The following is a 16,278-nucleotide window of genomic DNA, read 5'->3' on the forward strand; positions in this document are numbered from 1 at the left end:
GATCAGGTGGGGGATGCCCTCGTACACGCTGAGCTCGACCCGCTTGGGGTCGACGAGCACCATGCGCACCTCGTCCGGGGTGGCCCGCATCAGGACCGACGTGATGAGGCCGTTGACGCAGACGGACTTGCCCGCGCCGGTGGCGCCGGCGATGAGCAGGTGGGGCATCTTGGCGAGGTTGGCGACGATCGTGCGGCCTTCGACGTCCTTGCCGAGGCCGACGATCATTGGGTGGTGGTCGGCACGCGCGACCTTGGCGCGGAGCACGTCGCCGAGCGCCACCAGGTCCTTGTCGGTGTTGGGGATCTCCACGCCGATCACGGACTTGCCGGGGACCGGGGACAGGATGCGCACGTCGGCGGACTTGACCGCGTAGGCGATGTTCTTGGCCAGGCCGGTGACCTTCTCCACCTTCACGGCGGGGCCCAGCGCGATCTCGTAGCGGGTGACGGTGGGGCCGCGGGTGAAGCCGATCACCTGGGCGTCGATGTTGAACTGCTGCAGGACGCCGGTGAGGGCGTCGACGACGACGGTGTTGGCCTTGGTGTGGGGCCGGGGGGTGGGGGCGGCGGCCAGGAGGGCGGGGTCGGGCAGGTGGCGGGCGGGCGGGAGCGGGATCGCCTCCTGCCTGGCCTCCCGCCGGACGGCCGGGGCCGGGGCCGGGGCGGGGGCGGCGTGCTCCTGGGCGGGCGTGGCGGCGGCGGTGGCGGCCTCCTGCGCGGCAGGCTGGGCGCCCGCCGGGACCGGGGTGGGGGGCTGGTCTGGCGTCTGCTCGGGGGCGGGCTCCGCCTGCTCCGCTTCCTCCTCGGCCTGGTCCTCCTCGGTGCCGGGCTCCTCCTGCTCCTCCTCGGCGGCGGCTCGGCGAGGCCATGACGGCAGCGCGCTGCGCACCGTCGCCACACCGGCGTGCAGCCGCGGCCCGGCCTGCCGGAGCGGGGTGCCGGTGGCCAGCAGCAGCCCGCCGGCGACGAGCACCAGCAGCACGGCGACGCCCCAGCCGGTGGGCAGGAGCCCGGCCAGAGGCGCGGCGAGCAGCCAGCCGGTCAACCCGCCGGCGGCGGCGTCGAACGGGGCGGGCACGCCGGCCAGGAGGTGGACGGTGCCGAGCACGCCGGCCAGGATCACGGCGCAGCCGGTTAGCGTCCATGCGAGTTTGCGGCCGGTGGAGCGGGCGAGCCGCCACACCAGGGCGGCGGTGGCCAGCGGCAGCGCCCACACGGCGCCGCCGACCAGGACGGCGGCGGCGTGGTGGATGGCGGTGGCGGTGGGGCCGTCGGCCCACCCCCACGTGATCGGCGCCAGCACGACGGTGGCGGCCGCGAGGGTGAGGGCGAGCGCGTCCCGCTTGTGGGCGGGGTCGAGGTCGCGCACCCGGGCGGCGAGCGCGGACAGGCCGCGCCGGGTGGTGGCGGCGAGGCGGCGCAGCGCGCGGCCGGCCTGCCCACTTCGGGCGGGGGTGGTGCGGGCCTTGCTCGTGGTGCGGGGACGGGCGGGCGTGCGTCGGCGGGTGGTGCTCTTTCTCGTGGCCATCGGGTCCTCACAAGCGGGGCAGGGGGTGTCCGGGCCCTCCATGCGGGGAGGGCCCGGACAGGCTTTAGGGGGCGGCTGGGATCTCGATCACGCGGCGGGCGCCGCCGAGGTGCAGGCGGGGCAGGTCGGCGCGGTGGGCGGCCGTCATGGCGTCGAAGGCGGCGTAGCGGCCCGGCTCGATCTCTTCGGGGAGGCCGGGCGCGCTGATGCCGAGCGTGATGCGCGCGATCAGCGAGCTGCCGTAGTGGTCGAGGAACGACATCCGGTAGGCGCGCACCAGGTTCTCCCGGTCGGCTTCGGTGTGGTGCTCCTCGCCGAGGGTGCGCAGGTAGGCGCGGTGTGTCCGGGCGGCCGCGAGCGCGGCCTGGTCGACCTCGGCCAGGAACTCCGGCAGCAGTTCGCGGATGCGCGCGGCGCGGTCGGCGCGGGCCGTCCACGTCAGGGCGACGTCGCCGTGCTTGAAGGTGGCCTGCTCGGCGAGGGTGGACACCCAGCCGTCGAGGCGGCGGATGAGCAGGCACGCCAGGCGCAGTCGGATCCTGCCGAATCCGGCGCGGGCGGGGATGGTGATCGTCCCGGCCACGGTGGGCAGGTCGCGCTCGATCTCGCGGATGCGGCTGCTGGTGCGGTGGGCGATGGCCAGCGCGTTGTCCCGCTCCCCCGCGTAGGTGGCGCGGTCGACGAGTTCGCGGGCGGCCTTCAGGCGCAGCCGCCGCTTGTCGAGGTCGGTGAGGATCTGGTCGAGCATCAGGGTTCTCCAGGTGGGGCCCGCCCCCGGCGGTGGGCTGGGGGCGGGTGGAGGCGGGGTGGGTCAGGCGATCGCGGCGAGGTGGCGGCGGCCGCGCACGTGCTCGTCGATCCAGGCCAGCGAGCCACGGTCGAGCCGCTTCATGGCGCGGGTGACGGTGACGTAGGAGAGCATCAGCTCGTCGCGGTTGACCGGGGTGTCGCCGGTGTCGCCCGCGTCGGGGTTGGGCTGGCGGAAGTCGTTGGCGACCCGCACGTTGGCCCATTCCAGGCCCTTGCTCTTGTGGCTGGTGGAGACGATCGTGTCGCCGGGCCCGGCGTGCTCGGCATCCTTGACTCGGAACGCGGCGTCCTTGATCTTCTCAACGCCGTGGGAGTCGACCAGCTCGACGAACACCTTCAGGTCCTGGCCGAGCGGGTCCTGGTCGACGTAGTCCTGAAGTTCGGCCCAGTTGGAGAACGCGCACAGGTCGGGGTGGTCGGTGAGCGCGCCGCGCTTGAGCTGCTCGGCGGCCATGGCCAGCGAGGCGATCTCGTTGCCGCCGCCGACCAGCGCGGGGGTGCCGTTCTTGTCGAGGATGTCGAACACCTGCCCCATCGCGGCGGCGTTGGTGCGGCACAGCACCGCGTCCGGCTGCACGACCGGGCCGATGGTGGAGCCGACCGGCTCGTGGCCGTGCAGGCGCAGCGGCGCGCCTAGCAGGGTCAGCCACTTGTTCGCCTCTTCGGCGATGGCCGAGCCGAACCTGAAGCTCTTGGACAGGAAGAGGAGCTGGTCAGCGGGGAAGGTGTTCAGGATGTCGATCGCGCCGTTCCAGCCGTTGATCGCCTGCGCCGAGTCGCCGACGATGATCCGCTGGAGGGCGGTCTGCATGTCCAGGTAGAGGCTGGCGGCGACCGGGTTGACGTCCTGGCACTCGTCCATCATCACCAGGTCGTACGGCAGCGTCTGGTGCTCGCTTCGGGCGAGCATGAGCTGGCCCATCTTCAGGTAGAAGTTGTGCTGCCACTTCAGGCGGCCCTTGGGCGACCTGATGTCGGCGCGGGCCTTGTCCGTAATGGGCAGGATGACCTCGCGCAGCGTCTTGATGTCCTGTGCGTTGGTGATGCCGAGCGGGGTGGGGATGTGCTCCGGCTTCAGCTCGGTGTCGGCGCTCTTGCACCAGGCGAGCACCGCGCCCATCGCGAGGCGGGCACGCGCGGCCGGGGTCAGCACCACGTTGGCGTTGATGCGTACGGGGCCGACCTGGTCGAGGATGTCGGCCTGCGCCTTGGCATTCTGCCGATCGCCTTCCATCCGGCCGAGGTGGCTGCTCCACCGGTTGAGGATCATGGATCGGGCGTAGGAGTGGTTGGTGTGCACCGTGACGTTACGCGGCATCTTCCGCATGAGCTCCTTGCGGACGCTCTTGTTGTAGACGACGCACAGAATGCGCTTGCCGGGCAGGGCGAGAGCGATCTCCTTCAGCGTGGACGACTTCCCGCAGCCTGCCCCGGCCTGAATGGTGAGGGTCTTACCGGCGCGGGCCGCGTCGATCGCTGCCTGCTGCTCCTCGGTGGGTCGCATGTGATGGTTCTCCTGGAATCAAGCGACAGGGCCGCATACCCATCTGCTAACTGAATACTACAGGAGATTTATCTCTATGGATAGTGGGCCGCCCCGGCACGGGGGACAGCGCGCGCGAGGCTCGCCCGGGACGCAACCAAAAAAATGTGCTTACGTCCCTTCGGCACGCACACCAGCGACCGAAGGAAGGCGGTGCCCCGTGGCGCCCAGCGAGACCTCCCCAGCGGCGACCACCGACCCGTCGGACGGCACGGCCACCACGCCGACCGTCGACGGCCAGGCGCCCGCCGCCCCGGACAGCACGCCCGACAAGCCGGCCAGGAAGACCAGCCGCAAGACGGTCAAGAAGGCCGACGACGGCGACGACGACAAGCCGGAGCCGAAGAAGACCGACGACATCGACCAGGCCGACGGCAAGGCCGATGGTGACGAGCAGCCCGACGGCGAGGACGGCACGCCGCCCGCCGCGGACCCGCCGCCGGCAGCCAAGACCGCGCAGGCCGCGCCGCTCGACCCGCCGGCCGCTCCCCTGGCTCCGCCCGCGCCGCCCACCCAGCCGGTGCAGATCAACATGCTCGCCACCCCGGGCGCCGAGTTCCACGACCTGGTCCTGATGAACGGCCGCCCGGCCGACCCGGACCAGATGTTCGACGACCCGGGCGTCCAGTACACCTACGTGGTGGTGCGGGAGCCGATCGTGCGGACGGCGTTCCTGCCGAACGCGCGCCGCCCCTCCAGCCAGCTCCTGCTGCAGGCCGGACGGCGGGTGCCGCGCGATGAGGCCGAGAAGATCAAGGCCGACCTGAGGGCCGTGCGCGCGGCCGCGGTGCCGGCCGACTAGAGCTCCGTGGCCTGCGGGCACGTGTGTCGCGGGCGGGCGCCTCGTGGGGGGAGGGCGCTAGCCGCAGCACGTGCTCGCGGGTCACGGGAGAACCGGTTCCGGGCAGGGAGGGTTACCTCGCGCCGTGCGCTGTGCGGCTTTGGTGGGGACCCGGCAGTACATCTCCGGTGTGGGGCGAGCAGCCCTCCTGCCCGGAACCTGACCACGTTCGTGAAGGGGTTGGCAGTGGCTGATGTGACCGCCGAGCAGGTCGCCATCCGGGCCGGGCTGAGCCTGCCCGTCGACGAAGGCATGCTGCCGGTCCTGGCCGAGGCGATCGCCTCCGGGTACCGCACCGCCGCTGGCTACCTGATGCGGCCGGCCAAGCCGACCGAGTTCACGCAGCGCGGCGTCGCCGCCGGCCCGTACGGGTGGTTGCTCGACCAGGACCCGGTGCTGGAGATCGTGTCGGCGGTCCCGGAGGTGGTGGACGGCTACCCGACCGGCCGGTGGACGGTCGTCTACCGCGCCGGTCTGGACCCGGACGGTGACCCGTCGTACGGGGCGGCGCTGACCGAGTACGTGATCGCGCACGCGGCCGAGAGCGGGCCGGTGCAGCGGCTCGCCCAGGCGGCGGGCGCCCGGCTGCACAAGTCGGTGTCGGTCGAGGGGCAGGCCGTCACGTATGAGAGCTCGCGGGCATCCGCGGGTTCGGGGGCGGGTTCGGGGTCGGGGGTCGCGGGGGCGCCTCCGACCCTGGACAGCCTCTCCCCCTGGCGGGTGGTGGCGGTGGCGCAGCGGCCGGGGATCGGCCCTCACCCGGCGCAGACGGGCGCGGCATGGCGGTTGTAGGGGCGGACACCCGGATCGGTGTGCGGCGGCCTCAGTTCGGTCGTGACGGGCACGGAACCCGCATCCAGACCGGGCCCGGCGAGGCGGGCCCGGCACTGCCGGCACGGGTGGTGTCCAAGCCTGCCGTCGACGACGACCCCGGGTCGGGGCCGGGCCAGTGGGTGCTCGCCGTCGACCCGGCGCTGCTGCCGCTCCCGGCCGGTGCGGAGCTGGTCGAGGATGGCGGCGCGGCGCGGTCGTGGACAGTGGTGGAGGCGCAGGATCTTCCGTCAGCGTTCGACCCGGGTATCTCCTACGTCCGGGTCGAGGCGGCGCTGAACGCGGCCTCAGGGTAGCTTCCAGGGCCGTGTAACACACCGTGTTACACGGCCCATGGGGGTCAGTGGGAGCGGATCGCTTCCCGCAGCTTCGCCGCGGCCGTCTCGAGCGCAGCGGCGATCTCTTCGACGTCGCTCGGCCTGCGAGCCTTCGCGGCGGCCTGCTCCAGCGCTTCGAGGTCGAGGAACGGCTGGATCGCCTTGCGCACCTTGGGGAACGTCAGCCCGGCGGCGGTGTTCCCGGTGCTGGGCTGTTCCGTCTCGATCCCGAGCAGCTCGTCACGGACCTTGGCCAGCGCCTCCGGGCTGGTGCTCCCCGACGCGGTGGCCTTCTCCCACACCGCGCGGATCTGCTCCGCATCCCCCGCCTTCGCCAGCGCTGCTCTCTGCCGGAACGACAGCTCCGTCACCTTGGGCAGCGCCAGGTAGACGGGCACGCCCTCCATGAGCCGGTAGGCGTGCATCCGGGAGATCTCCAGATGCTTCTCCAGGTAGTCGGTGAAGGTGGCGTGACCGAGCTGCTCGTACAGCTCCTTGTCTTCCCGTAGCGCCATCAGGGCCTGCCCGGCGGCGAGGATGAGGTAGCGGTCGCCGCGCATCTGGGCGGAGGCGTGGGCGGCCTGGGCCGCCTGGACGATGTGCTCGTAGTGGGCGCGCTTCTCCTCCGGCCCGGCGTCATCGGCTGCGGGCTGGAACTGCGGGCCGTCGGGCACGTCGAACGCGGCCTTCGGCTTGTCGACGACACGCCCGTCGATCGGCTCGTCCTTGGCCGCCGCCGGCCCGACACCGCGATCGAGCTTGATGTCATCTTCTACTTCGGGGAGAGGTCGACGGATCATGCGACCGCCTTCACGTACTGGTCGACACGGTCGCGGTAGATCTGCGTGACCTCAATGCCGGCGTTCTGGGGCGGCTCGGCCCGCTCGCCGGCGTCCTCGACGGAGGCGCGCAGGGGAAGGTTCGGCTGCCAGACCAGCGGCCCGAACCGCTGGATCAGCGACTCCGTGCGCTGGTCGTGGGTGGCTACGCCGGCGCGCTTCATGTTGATGACCACGCCGATCATCGTGCAGCGAAGCCCGAGACCGGCCCGCTGGTCGGGGTTGTCGATGAACTTCTTGAGGCGGTAGATGCCGCGGACCGCGTCGTAGGTGGGTGTGGTGGAGCCGATGACGTAGTCGCAGGCGACCAGCGCGAGGTGGAGCAGGTGGCCGATGCTGGGCGGGGTGTCGATGAGCACGTCGTCGAACTCGTCGGCGACTCCGTCCAGGCACTTACGTAGCCGCTGCCACGACAGGGGGACGCCCGCTTCGCTGACGCGCTCCTCCAGCTCGATACGGGATGGCACGAGCGTGATGCGCTCCGCCCAGTCCGGCTCCCACTGGCACGGCAGGAACGCGGCGCGCAGCGCCTTCGGGCTGGCCTCGCGCAGCGCCTCGGCGATGGTCGGCCGCTCCTCCAGCTCGTGCTCCTGGTAGCCCATGCGGCGCGACAGGTTGCCCTGGGGGTCCAGGTCGATGCAGAGGACGCGCCGGTCGCGCATGGCGAGCTCGGCGGCCATTCCTTCGACTTCGTTGGACTTGCCTACGCCCCCCTTGTGGTTGGCGAAGGTAACGACAGGCATGGCGGTAGCCTCTCTTCGGGATAGGTTCGTCTGCCCGCCTCTTCGGTTCGACGGCCAAGGGGCGGGCAGTCCGAAACGCTATCCCGTTTCCGGCAGGGTGTCGCTGCCAAGCACGCCACATGCCGAAGGTGTTGCCCTACGAGAGGGCGCCGGGATGCCTGTTCAGTCGCTGCCGTGCCCGGAGGCGCGCTCGGGTTCCGGTGTGGAACGCCAGGCCAGGTAGTTGCGGCCGTAGAGCAGGCCGTAGGCGAGCGCCGAGGCGATGAACCCCCACTGCCGGGTCGCCACGGCGTAGACGATCCACAGCGCCTGCGCGGCCAGGCCGATGGCCCACCCGAACGCGTACCGCCTGCCGGCGAAGTACAGGCCGGTCAGGCCGACGACGGTGAGGAGCCACGATCACCAGGCGTCCATCAGCCCTGCCCGGGGTGCGCGGTGGCGGTCACGGTGGCGACGTAGCGGGGCTGGCCGTCGGCGAGCGGCACGTACCCGCCGGCCACGCTCGAGGAGATCGCGGTCACGACGGTGTCCGGGCTGGTGCCCTCCGGCGCGGCCGGGAGCCCGGCCAGGACGCGCAGCGCGGTGTAGAGGATGCGGCGCAGCGCGGCTTTGCCGATGCTCGGCCCGTCGACCGGGCCGAGCGCCTCGATGGTGATCCGCTGCGCGACCACGTAGCTGTCGAGGTTCTCGCGGCCGCCCGGCGCGTCGGCGACGCGCAGGCGCGGGTAGGGCGGCTCGTGTTCGCCGTCGACGCGGCCGGGCCCGCCCAGCGCGGCCGTCAGGTCGGGGTGACCGGACAGGTAGGCGATGACCGGCGGGACCGCGTCGACGTCTTCCAGAGCCGCCACCAGGTCACTCCCCCTTGCCGGGCTTGGGCTTGCCCGCCGGAGCGGATTCGGCGGGCTGCTCGGCGCCGACAGGGGCGGGCTTGCCCGGCGCGGCCACCTGCTTGAGCGCGGCCCGCACCGTCTTGTGGTCGGTGGGGTCGGCGCCCTGGACCATGCCGGCGCCGACGAGCCGCATGGCGTAGGCGCGCGGCAGCTGCAGCTCGCTGCCGACCGGGTACACGGTCTCTTCGAGGCCGAGCTCGGCGGCGTGCTTGCTGCCCAGCGGGTGGGCGAGGGTGAACGAAACGAGGTCAGCCGACATGCGGTGCTCCCAGAGGTCTCGGGTCGGTACGGGGTGGCATGGTGCCCGAGTGCGGCGCTTACGTCCTGGCGGCGCGGATGGCGGCCGCCAGCCAGCCGCCGCCCTGCTCGGCGAGGTCGGACTCGGCGATGCGCGGGTAGGTGATGACGACCTTGGCCGAGACGCGGCCGCCGTCGACATGGACGCTGGTGCGGGTGACGGCGTCGGCGATCGCCCCCGGCAGAGGCAGGGACTGGCACTGGCAGCCGATGCTCTGGTGGGCCGGCAGAGTGGGGTCGCGCGGCCGATCGGCCAGATCCCAGCCGGGCCCCTTGCCCTTGAGCCGGTAGGGGACGTTCTCGGGGACGTGCTGGCCGTGGGCGTCGGTGTGGGCGGGCCGTTTCATCTGGGTGGACACCCACTGCTTGGCGTCGGGGACGTGGTCGCGTACCGCCTGCTCGGCCCGGTCGGTGAGCTGGTCGACGGCGCGGCGGACGGGGCCGTTGGCGAGGCGGGTCTTCAGGGCGCGGCTGAGGCGCAGGCGGGCCATGCCCGGGGACGGTAGCGGCTGGTCGGGGTTGTGTCCCGAGACGCTAGCTCGTGAATCGGTCATGGTGCGGCCCGTGATGCAGAAGAAGGTGGATGACGAGCTGGCTGTCCGTCTCTACGTGCAGGAGCAGTTGACCGTGCGGGAGATCGGCCGGCGGCTGGGGGTGGCGCACTCGAGCGTGCACCGCGCCCTGGAACGCCAGGGGGTGCAGGTGCGCCCGCGCGGGTCGACCGAGCATCTGATGCCGGTGGAACGGCGCGAGCAGATCCTGGCCGCATACCGGGCGGGCATGTCGCTGGACGAGATGCGCCGCACGTTGCGGGTGTCGGACAAGACGGTGCGGTTGCTGGCGAAAGAGGCGGGGGAGCCTCCCCGGGAGCGTGGCGGGCCGCGGCGTCTGGACCACGATCAGATCGTCGGCTTGTACGAGCAGGGGTGGCCGGTCGACGCGATCGCGGTGCTCGTGGGGGCCGGTGAGCGGTACGTGTGGACCATCCTGGCGGATGCTGGGTACGGGCAGCAGCTCGCGCCGCTGCCGGAGGACGAGGAGCTGCTGGCGTTGTATGACCGGCTGGGGTCGGTGCGGGCAGTGGCCGGCGAGTTGCACGCCTCGGCGGGGCGCGTACGGCGGGCGCTGGAGGCGGCCGGGTACGTGCCGCGCCGGGTTCGGTCCAGGGCAGGGAAACCGTGAAAGGGGGGCAGCCCGTCTGGGCTGCCCCCCCCTTTGTTTCCCTCTCCCTTCGCTTGTTCCGTCTCCCTGCGCTCGCTACGGGGTATTACCGCCCCCCACGGAGGCGAGCTGGTGGCCGTTGGCGCGGGGAGGGGGGATCACCCCCTGAGACTGCGGGGTGGGCCCGTTCTCCTCCCGGTACTTGATGACGTGCCGGTGGAGCGTCGCCCTGGGGATGCCGAGCTCGAGGGCGAGGGGCCGGATCGGCACCTCACCGGTCGGCGTCATCGCGGCGGCGATGGCGTCGTAGATCTCCTCTCTGGTCGGCTTGTCGCCGCCGTCCCGGGCGGGCGTCCCACTGGGCCGCTTGGGCGTCCCACTGCCGCTGTCCCGGGCGTCTCGGCGGACCGTCCCAACGGTGTCCCGGCGCCCCGTTCCAGGGGTGTTCCGGGCGTCCCGTACGGGCCGTCCCGCAGGCTTGGTGAAGGTGATGTGGATGGGACGCGCCGGGCGTTCCACGGGACGGTCCACGACCGTCTCGTGGAACACGATGCGGGTGTCCCGCACCGGCCGTCCCACGGGCTTGGCGAAGGTGATGTGGATCGGCCGCGTCGGGCGCTCGTCGGGCTGTCCCACTTCGGGAAGTCCCAGGTCGGCCCGGGTGACGCCTGCGTGGGTCGTGAGGAGGACGGCGTCGCTACGGGACGCGATGATCTGCTCCAGCAGGGCGCGCCGGTCAGCGTTCCGGGTGAGGTCGAGATCGCGTTCCGCGGCCCGGTAGATGCGTTCCATCCGCCACCGGACGTAGGTGTCCCACCGGGTGTCCCACCAGCCGTCCCGCAGGCTGTCCCGCTGGCTGTCCCGGTCGGCGTTCCGCTTCACGCTGCGGGCGTACCGGATCACCCAGTCGGCGACCTTGGTGAGACGCATGTGGACTTCGGCGTCGGCCGTCTCGGTGTGGCGGGCGGTGACCAGGCCGAGCCGGGTCAGGATGTACTCGGGCGTCCACTTCCAGCGGGAGTCGCGCTTGCGGCCGCCGTTGGCGTCCTGCTCGATGCGCAGCGCGTGGTGCCACAGGATGACGCCCACGATCGGGGCGGCGGCGCGCAGCAGGGGGATGCTCGGGGTGCCGGCGTCGAGGGCGGCGGAGGCGGAGATGAGCGCGGAGCTGGAGGCGAGCAGCCACGTGTAGCGGGTGGCCTGGCCGATCTGCCTGGTCAGGCGTTCTACCTGGTCAGGAAGGGCGTGCTTCTGCTGGGCGATCAGCTCCTTGGCGCGCAGCGCGAACGCCAGCAGCGGGCCTTCGAGCAGGCCGATGCCGAGCCACGGCAGCCACCACACGTCCGGCGCGGCCTCGGTGATGACCTCGAAGATGCCCTCGCCGGCGAACACGAGCGCTGCGGCGGCGCACGCCCAGGTCACGGCGTTGGCGAACGAGCGGGCCGGCCGCTCCAGCGTGGCCCGCTTGGGGAAGATCAGGCGTCTGACCAGGCGAAACAAGCCGAGCAGCAGCGCCAGCGCGAAGGCGCCGGCGGCCGCCCAGTACGGCGGCGCCAGGTCACGCAGCGGGTCGAAGCCAACTATGTCGATCACTTTCCGTCACCTTCGGATGTCTGCGGGATGTCCAACGGGATGTCCAACCGGATGTCCAAATCGGGCGGCTTGGACATCCACCCCCCTACGCGCGTGCGCACGCGCGCGTGTAGGAGGCGGGGGTGGGGCGGGGGCGGGCCCGCCGGGATACGTCACGATCCGTGTCCGGGGTCGGAGGGGGCCGCGGACCCCTCCCCCGGGCTCATACGGGTGGCCCCTCCCCCATCGGCCGTATCCGGGGTGTTTCCGGGGGTGGCCGGGGTGGGGTGTGGGGCGTCTGCGCAGTTCACGAGGGTGTCCCCTTCCTCGTTTCGGCTGCCCTCCCCCGCTTCGGGTTCTTCGCTCTCCCCCGCCCCGGCGCGCTTGGCGCGCAGCCGGTCCTCCGCCTCAAGCGCTCCGGCGACCATCGCCTCCTCCCCCACGATCCGGCGCCACTTCCCCCGCGTCGGCGACTCGACGAGGCCGAGCTCCTCCCAGGCGGCGCGGCGGTCGCTCGCCCACGAGCGGCGGCGCGGCGTGGCGGCCGCGTTGGACTCGGCGGTGGTGATGAGGCCGGGGGAGAGGTGGGCGAGCACCATGGCGCGCAGGTGCGGGTCGGCGATCTCGGAGACGAGCAGCTCGGCCGGGACGTCGACCCGCTCGGTCACGGTGACGCGGCGCGGCTGCTCGTCGTCGGCGGCCGCGGTCGCCAGGCGCGCCTTGCCGCCGGCGGCCTGCCGGAGCTCGGCGCTTTTGCGCTCGGCGCGGTGCTGGTGCACGAGCGCCTGCTGCTCGGGGGTGCACTTGTCCAGGAGGTGGTCGGGCAGGTCCGCCCACCGGGTGGGGTAGTGCGGCAGCAGCTCGGCGGTGGACTCCTCCAGCGCGGGGGCGAGGTGGGCGGTCTTGGCGGCGGCCTCGGCGAGCATGCTGTCGGTCACCAGCGGGGTGTAGAGCAGGCTGGTGCCGGCCTTGCCGGACTCCTGGCAGTAGAAGGTGCCGGTCGGCAGGAGCGGGGTCTCCAGCTTGCTCCAGCCGTTGAGGATCTGCTGGGCGTCGGCCTTGGCGGCGGTGCGGCCGGCGTAGCGCCGGTTGAACATCGGCACCAGCTCGGGGTGCATGCTGCCCTGGGACATGTACTGGCCGGTGGCTTCCATGCCGATGCCGGAGGAGCGGCCCTTGTTGCCGACTCCCTTGGCGGCCTGGATCGGAGCTGCGTTGGCGCGGGCCTTGCCGAGCAGGGTGGATACCTCGTCTCCGATGATCAGGATGGCGGGCCTGCGGTGGTGGATGGGCAGGACCTGGTTGTCCTCGGGGCGCAGGAGCCGGCCGCGCAGCGGGATCGCGGCGTCGGCGTCCTGGAGCAGGCGGGTGGCGGCCTCCCACGTGGTGGCGATGGGCCGGTCTAGGCGTGGCAGCAGCTCGGCGTAGGTCATGCCGTCGTTTTTGAGGTCGATGATCCACAGCAGGACGTCGTCGCAGTGGGCGCGCATCCAGGCGAGCAGGCGCATCAGGTTGGACTTGGTGCTGCCGGACTCGCCGACGTAGACGCCGCGGGTCATGCCGTAGTCGGGGATGTAGTTGGCGACGTACACGTCGCGGCCGTCCTCGTCGACGCCGAGCCAGGCCACGTCCATGACGGTGGTGGGGATGGCGGGGGGCGCGAAGGAGACGGTGCGGGCCTGGACCTTGCTCTCGTGCTGGACGAGCAGCACGCGGGATGCGTCGTTGTGGGCGGGGTCCTGGATGATCTCCCGCAGGGAGTGCGCGGGCCAGCGCATGCCCGATTCGATGTCCTCGCTGGCCTTGACCAGCTTGGCGCGGGTGACCTTCACCGGCAGGCGCAGCGCGTACTCGACGCGGCCGCTGCCGGAGACGCGGGGGCGGCCGACGACCTGGACGCCGGGGAAGCCGAGCTCGGCCAGGACGCGGGGCATGGTGCGGGCGTTGACGCGGACCCGGACGCGGATCTTGCGCCACCGGCGCGCCTCACGGTGGAGCCCCCACGCGGCGGTGGTGGCGAGGGTGAGGACGCCCCAGGCGGCGATCGTGGGCGCGGTGAGGGGGCCGGCCTGGATGGTGGCGGCGGCCCAGGCGGCGAGCGCGCCGGCGGCGCCCGTCACGCTGGCGGGGGAGATGGGCAGTAGGTCGCGCTTGGACAGGTAGCGGTGGATGCCGGTGACGGCGGCGGCCAGGACGGGCATGCTCGCCCACCACGGCACCTCGGTCGCGTGGGCGATAGTGCTGGTGATGTAGAGGCTGGCGGCGCTCCACCACGGGGTGTGGAAGTCGCGGTGCCGCCAGATGCGGCGAGCTTCGGTCTTGATCGCCCACCGGATGGGCCGCCATACGGCGTTGTAGGCGGTCCAGCGGACAGCTCGCGCGAGGAGGTCGCGCTGCGGCTTGGCCGGGGCCGCGGGGGCGGCGTCGGCGGGGGCCGGGGGGAGCGCGGCGGGGCGCGTGCTGCCGAACACGAGGGGTCTCCTTCCTGGAGCGGGAGGGGGCGGGAGGCCGGAGGGTTACTGGTCGGTGTCGGAGCTGGTCGCCCGCGCGGCGCGCAGGCTGGCCAGCATGCGGCGGTTCCGTCCGTGGGCGCGGCACACCAGGTAGATGGTGGTGACGACCGCGAGGAGCAGGAAGATGACGACCGGGACGGGGATGAGGAGGAAGGGGCCGAGGCTGATCACGGGCGGGTCCTTTCAGACGGCGAGCTGGGGGGCGTTGCTGGGGGTGGGGTCGGCCGTGAGCTGGTCGATGTGCCAGACCAGCCACCCGGCCGCGCACCAGAGGCCGGCGCACACGTACGTCAGGCCCTTGAAGAGGCGGGGGGTGAGCTTGAGCACGGCGTGGGCCAGGCCGACCGTGACGTGCAGGGTCAGCCGGAGCGTCCACCAGGTGGCGCGGGCCAGGCCGACCAGGAGCGGCCAGGCGATCAGGGCGGCGCCCATGGCGGCGTGCCCGGTGATCAGGAGGCCGTAGAGGGCGAGCAGGCGGCGGGCGAGCTCGGCGCGGACGGGGGAGTGCTGGCGCCACACGTCGGCCGGGGTCGGGTGGCGGCGGTCCTTGTCGGGGCGGGCGTAGACGACGACTGAGACGGCCGCGAAGAGGGCGGCAGCGATCAGCAGAATCGTGGCGATCATTTGCAGCCCTTCCCGGCGCAGGTGCAGGGGGTGATGCGGTCGGCGAGGACGGTCGGGGTGGCGCCGTCGTCGAGCTGGACGACGACCCAACCGTCAGCGCGGGCGACCTCGGTGGCGGGCTGCTGCCCGTCGAGGCACACGCGGCCGCGCTCGCGAGGGGGCTTCTGCTCCTCGCGGGGGCGGGGCCGGAACCGGATCATCTCGTCTCCCTCTTGGCGAACCTCTACGTAGAAGTTAACCTCTACGTAGAGGATTATGCAAGAAGGAGTGTTTGACGGTGGACGTTCCGGCCGGTACATCATTAGCGACCTGGGATGACTGGTGTGGCGGCGCGGGGCGCTTCAAATGGAGAGTGGGCGGCATGGCGGAGAAGAGCGCGTACGAAGCCATCGCGAGCGCTCTCGTCCGCGACATTGAGGAAGGCCGGCTACGTCCCGGCGACCGGCTGCCGTCCGAGGCCGCACTTCGCGAGCAGTACGGAGTCACGCCGACTACGGTCCGGCGCGCGCTGCGGGAGCTGGAGATCGCAGGTGTGACCCGCGGGGAGGTCGGTCGTGGTGTGTTCGTGCGCTCCTACGAGCGCACCCCCGTCGAGGCGATGCTGACCAGCGGCCGCCAGGAAGGGCCGGGCTTGGTCGAGGTGGCGATCATGCAGCCGCCCGCGCAGGTGGCCGCCCTGATGCCGGGCGCCACGTCGGTCGTACGGCGCAGCTCGGCCGCCACCCCGATGGTCGCCTCCTACTACGCGCGCCACCTGGTGGCGCTCGTGCCTGAGCTGGGGGAGCCCGCCGCGCTGCCCGAGCCGGACGACGTGCTGCTCGGCCGCGCCGGCGTCGAGCTGGTCGGCCGCCAGGTCGAGGTGGTCTCGCGCATGCCGACCCGCCAGGAGACGGCCGCGCTGGGGGTGCCGGCGGGGACGCCGCTGCTGGAGTACGTGGTGGAGCTGGTCGACCGGGACGGCGCGGTGCAGGTGGTGCGGGAAGGCCTGTACCCGGGGGACAGGTACAAGCTGCGGCTCACGCTCGGCTGAGCCTGGCGGCCGGGTTTCGCTGGCTACGCCGGCGCCGCCGCGGGTACCCTGACGGCATGACCCCCGATCAGCGCGACACCCCTGAGTACGAGATCGCCGTCGACGAGCCCGCCGACGTCGAGGGCCAGGAGTACCCGGAGGAGGCGCGCGCTTCGGCGCTGGACATCCTGCGGGAGATCATGGGCGGGGAGCCGCCGGCCGACATGCTGGAGCTCGCGCGCCAGCGTGACGCCGAGTTCGCCGCGCGCCGCGCCCACGCCGCGTGATCGGTCGCGTCCTGGACTCCAGCGCGCTGATCGCCTGGAGCCGCCGCACTTCGCCGTTCGTCGACGCGACCATCTGGGCCCGCGCCGAGCACCGCGACTACATCGTGCCGCTGGTGACGACCGCGCCGGCGGTCACGGCCGCGCTCGCCCAGCTCCCCAAGCAGGCCGTCACGGTGCTGGACGCGCTGCTGGCGATGGACGTCACCGTCGTGGACTCGCTCACTCCCGGGAACGCGCCGGCGGTGGCTGAGCTGCTGGCGCCGGTGGCGGCGTACGCGGAGCAGGGGATCACCGCGGCGAGCGTGGTGCATGCGGCGCGCCGGCGGGGCCTGCCGGTCGTGACCGCGAACCCGATCCCGCTGGCTGCGTTGTGGGACGGTGTGGAGATCGACCTGATCCCGTAGGGGATGCTGGCCGCTGCGCGGCGTAGGTGGGACATCCCCGCGTGCGCGGGGCCGATGTGCCGTAGAG

Annotated in this window: 21 protein-coding genes; 7 read left to right on the top strand and 14 right to left on the bottom strand. The window is 72.5% G+C overall.

The window, feature by feature from the left end; all coding sequences use genetic code 11:
- From ACWDXC_RS41225 to ACWDXC_RS41235, 3 genes are all read right to left on the bottom strand, one after another.
- Positions 1–1,530: DNA translocase FtsK (locus tag ACWDXC_RS41225; RefSeq protein ID WP_449991792.1), on the bottom strand; the 1,530-nt coding region annotated here is incomplete at its 3' end.
- 64 nt (positions 1,531–1,594) lie between these two features.
- The gene (locus ACWDXC_RS41230) at positions 1,595–2,278 is read right to left on the bottom strand and encodes a hypothetical protein (protein ID WP_449991795.1); all 684 of its coding nucleotides are present in this window, start codon (positions 2,276–2,278) and stop codon (positions 1,595–1,597) included.
- Between the two features lie 63 nt (positions 2,279–2,341).
- Positions 2,342–3,844, bottom strand: coding sequence for an AAA family ATPase (locus tag ACWDXC_RS41235; protein WP_449991798.1), 1,503 nt, complete (start codon positions 3,842–3,844; stop codon positions 2,342–2,344).
- 199 nt (positions 3,845–4,043) lie between these two features.
- Between ACWDXC_RS41235 and ACWDXC_RS41240 the strand changes: the two genes are divergently transcribed.
- From ACWDXC_RS41240 to ACWDXC_RS41250, 3 genes are all read left to right on the top strand, one after another.
- Positions 4,044–4,685: a hypothetical protein gene (locus ACWDXC_RS41240; protein ID WP_449991801.1), complete on the top strand. Its 642-nt coding sequence runs from the start codon at positions 4,044–4,046 to the stop codon at positions 4,683–4,685.
- Positions 4,686–4,910: 225 nt separating this feature from the next.
- On the top strand, positions 4,911–5,516 hold the full coding sequence (locus ACWDXC_RS41245) for a hypothetical protein (protein WP_449991804.1): 606 nt from the start codon (positions 4,911–4,913) through the stop codon (positions 5,514–5,516).
- A gap of 20 nt (positions 5,517–5,536) precedes the next feature.
- Positions 5,537–5,851, top strand: a complete 315-nt coding sequence (locus tag ACWDXC_RS41250) for a hypothetical protein (RefSeq protein ID WP_449991806.1) — start codon at positions 5,537–5,539, stop codon at positions 5,849–5,851.
- Between the two features lie 44 nt (positions 5,852–5,895).
- On the opposite strand, the gene ACWDXC_RS41255 is transcribed toward ACWDXC_RS41250, so the two are convergent.
- The 6 genes from ACWDXC_RS41255 to ACWDXC_RS41280 form a co-directional block, all read right to left on the bottom strand.
- Positions 5,896–6,672: a hypothetical protein gene (locus ACWDXC_RS41255; RefSeq protein WP_449991809.1), complete on the bottom strand. Its 777-nt coding sequence runs from the start codon at positions 6,670–6,672 to the stop codon at positions 5,896–5,898.
- The gene (locus tag ACWDXC_RS41260; protein WP_449991812.1) at positions 6,669–7,454 is read right to left on the bottom strand and encodes a ParA family protein; all 786 of its coding nucleotides are present in this window, start codon (positions 7,452–7,454) and stop codon (positions 6,669–6,671) included. The genes ACWDXC_RS41255 and ACWDXC_RS41260 overlap by 4 nt, the downstream gene beginning before the upstream one ends.
- Positions 7,455–7,616: 162 nt before the next feature.
- Complete coding sequence (locus ACWDXC_RS41265) at positions 7,617–7,742, bottom strand: hypothetical protein (protein WP_449991815.1); 126 nt, start codon at positions 7,740–7,742, stop codon at positions 7,617–7,619.
- A gap of 125 nt (positions 7,743–7,867) precedes the next feature.
- The gene (locus ACWDXC_RS41270; RefSeq protein ID WP_449991818.1) at positions 7,868–8,302 is read right to left on the bottom strand and encodes a hypothetical protein; all 435 of its coding nucleotides are present in this window, start codon (positions 8,300–8,302) and stop codon (positions 7,868–7,870) included.
- 4 nt (positions 8,303–8,306) lie between these two features.
- The gene (locus ACWDXC_RS41275) at positions 8,307–8,603 is read right to left on the bottom strand and encodes a hypothetical protein (protein WP_449991821.1); all 297 of its coding nucleotides are present in this window, start codon (positions 8,601–8,603) and stop codon (positions 8,307–8,309) included.
- Between the two features lie 58 nt (positions 8,604–8,661).
- Positions 8,662–9,132 carry a hypothetical protein gene (locus tag ACWDXC_RS41280; protein WP_449991824.1) on the bottom strand — a complete coding sequence of 157 codons (471 nt, stop codon included), beginning with the start codon at positions 9,130–9,132 and terminating at the stop codon, positions 8,662–8,664.
- A gap of 73 nt (positions 9,133–9,205) precedes the next feature.
- On the opposite strand from ACWDXC_RS41280, the gene ACWDXC_RS41285 reads away from it, so the two are divergent.
- A complete protein-coding gene (locus ACWDXC_RS41285) occupies positions 9,206–9,823 on the top strand; it encodes a hypothetical protein (RefSeq protein WP_449991827.1) in 618 nt (205 codons plus the stop codon).
- A gap of 75 nt (positions 9,824–9,898) precedes the next feature.
- Here the strand turns inward: ACWDXC_RS41285 and ACWDXC_RS41290 are convergent, their stop codons facing one another.
- From ACWDXC_RS41290 to ACWDXC_RS41310, 5 genes are all read right to left on the bottom strand, one after another.
- Positions 9,899–11,395 (bottom strand): hypothetical protein, encoded by a 1,497-nt coding sequence (locus ACWDXC_RS41290; RefSeq protein WP_449991830.1) that lies wholly within the window; start codon positions 11,393–11,395, stop codon positions 9,899–9,901.
- A 152-nt stretch (positions 11,396–11,547) separates the two neighbouring features.
- Complete coding sequence (locus ACWDXC_RS41295) at positions 11,548–13,845, bottom strand: hypothetical protein (RefSeq protein WP_449991833.1); 2,298 nt, start codon at positions 13,843–13,845, stop codon at positions 11,548–11,550.
- A gap of 45 nt (positions 13,846–13,890) precedes the next feature.
- The gene (locus ACWDXC_RS41300) at positions 13,891–14,058 is read right to left on the bottom strand and encodes a hypothetical protein (protein WP_449991836.1); all 168 of its coding nucleotides are present in this window, start codon (positions 14,056–14,058) and stop codon (positions 13,891–13,893) included.
- Positions 14,059–14,070: 12 nt separating this feature from the next.
- Positions 14,071–14,511, bottom strand: coding sequence for a hypothetical protein (locus tag ACWDXC_RS41305; protein ID WP_449991839.1), 441 nt, complete (start codon positions 14,509–14,511; stop codon positions 14,071–14,073).
- Positions 14,508–14,711, bottom strand: coding sequence for a hypothetical protein (locus ACWDXC_RS41310; protein WP_449991841.1), 204 nt, complete (start codon positions 14,709–14,711; stop codon positions 14,508–14,510). The genes ACWDXC_RS41305 and ACWDXC_RS41310 overlap by 4 nt, the downstream gene beginning before the upstream one ends.
- A gap of 161 nt (positions 14,712–14,872) precedes the next feature.
- Between ACWDXC_RS41310 and ACWDXC_RS41315 the strand changes: the two genes are divergently transcribed.
- The 3 genes from ACWDXC_RS41315 to ACWDXC_RS41325 are packed head-to-tail and all read left to right on the top strand — an operon-like array spanning position 14,873 to position 16,211.
- Positions 14,873–15,541 carry a GntR family transcriptional regulator gene (locus ACWDXC_RS41315; RefSeq protein WP_449991843.1) on the top strand — a complete coding sequence of 223 codons (669 nt, stop codon included), beginning with the start codon at positions 14,873–14,875 and terminating at the stop codon, positions 15,539–15,541.
- Between the two features lie 56 nt (positions 15,542–15,597).
- The gene (locus ACWDXC_RS41320) at positions 15,598–15,807 is read left to right on the top strand and encodes a hypothetical protein (RefSeq protein WP_449991846.1); all 210 of its coding nucleotides are present in this window, start codon (positions 15,598–15,600) and stop codon (positions 15,805–15,807) included.
- Complete coding sequence (locus ACWDXC_RS41325; RefSeq protein ID WP_449991848.1) at positions 15,804–16,211, top strand: hypothetical protein; 408 nt, start codon at positions 15,804–15,806, stop codon at positions 16,209–16,211. The genes ACWDXC_RS41320 and ACWDXC_RS41325 overlap by 4 nt, the downstream gene beginning before the upstream one ends.
- Positions 16,212–16,278: the final 67 nt, after the last annotated feature.

The sequence above is a fragment of the Nonomuraea sp. NPDC003214 genome (genome assembly GCF_053590035.1).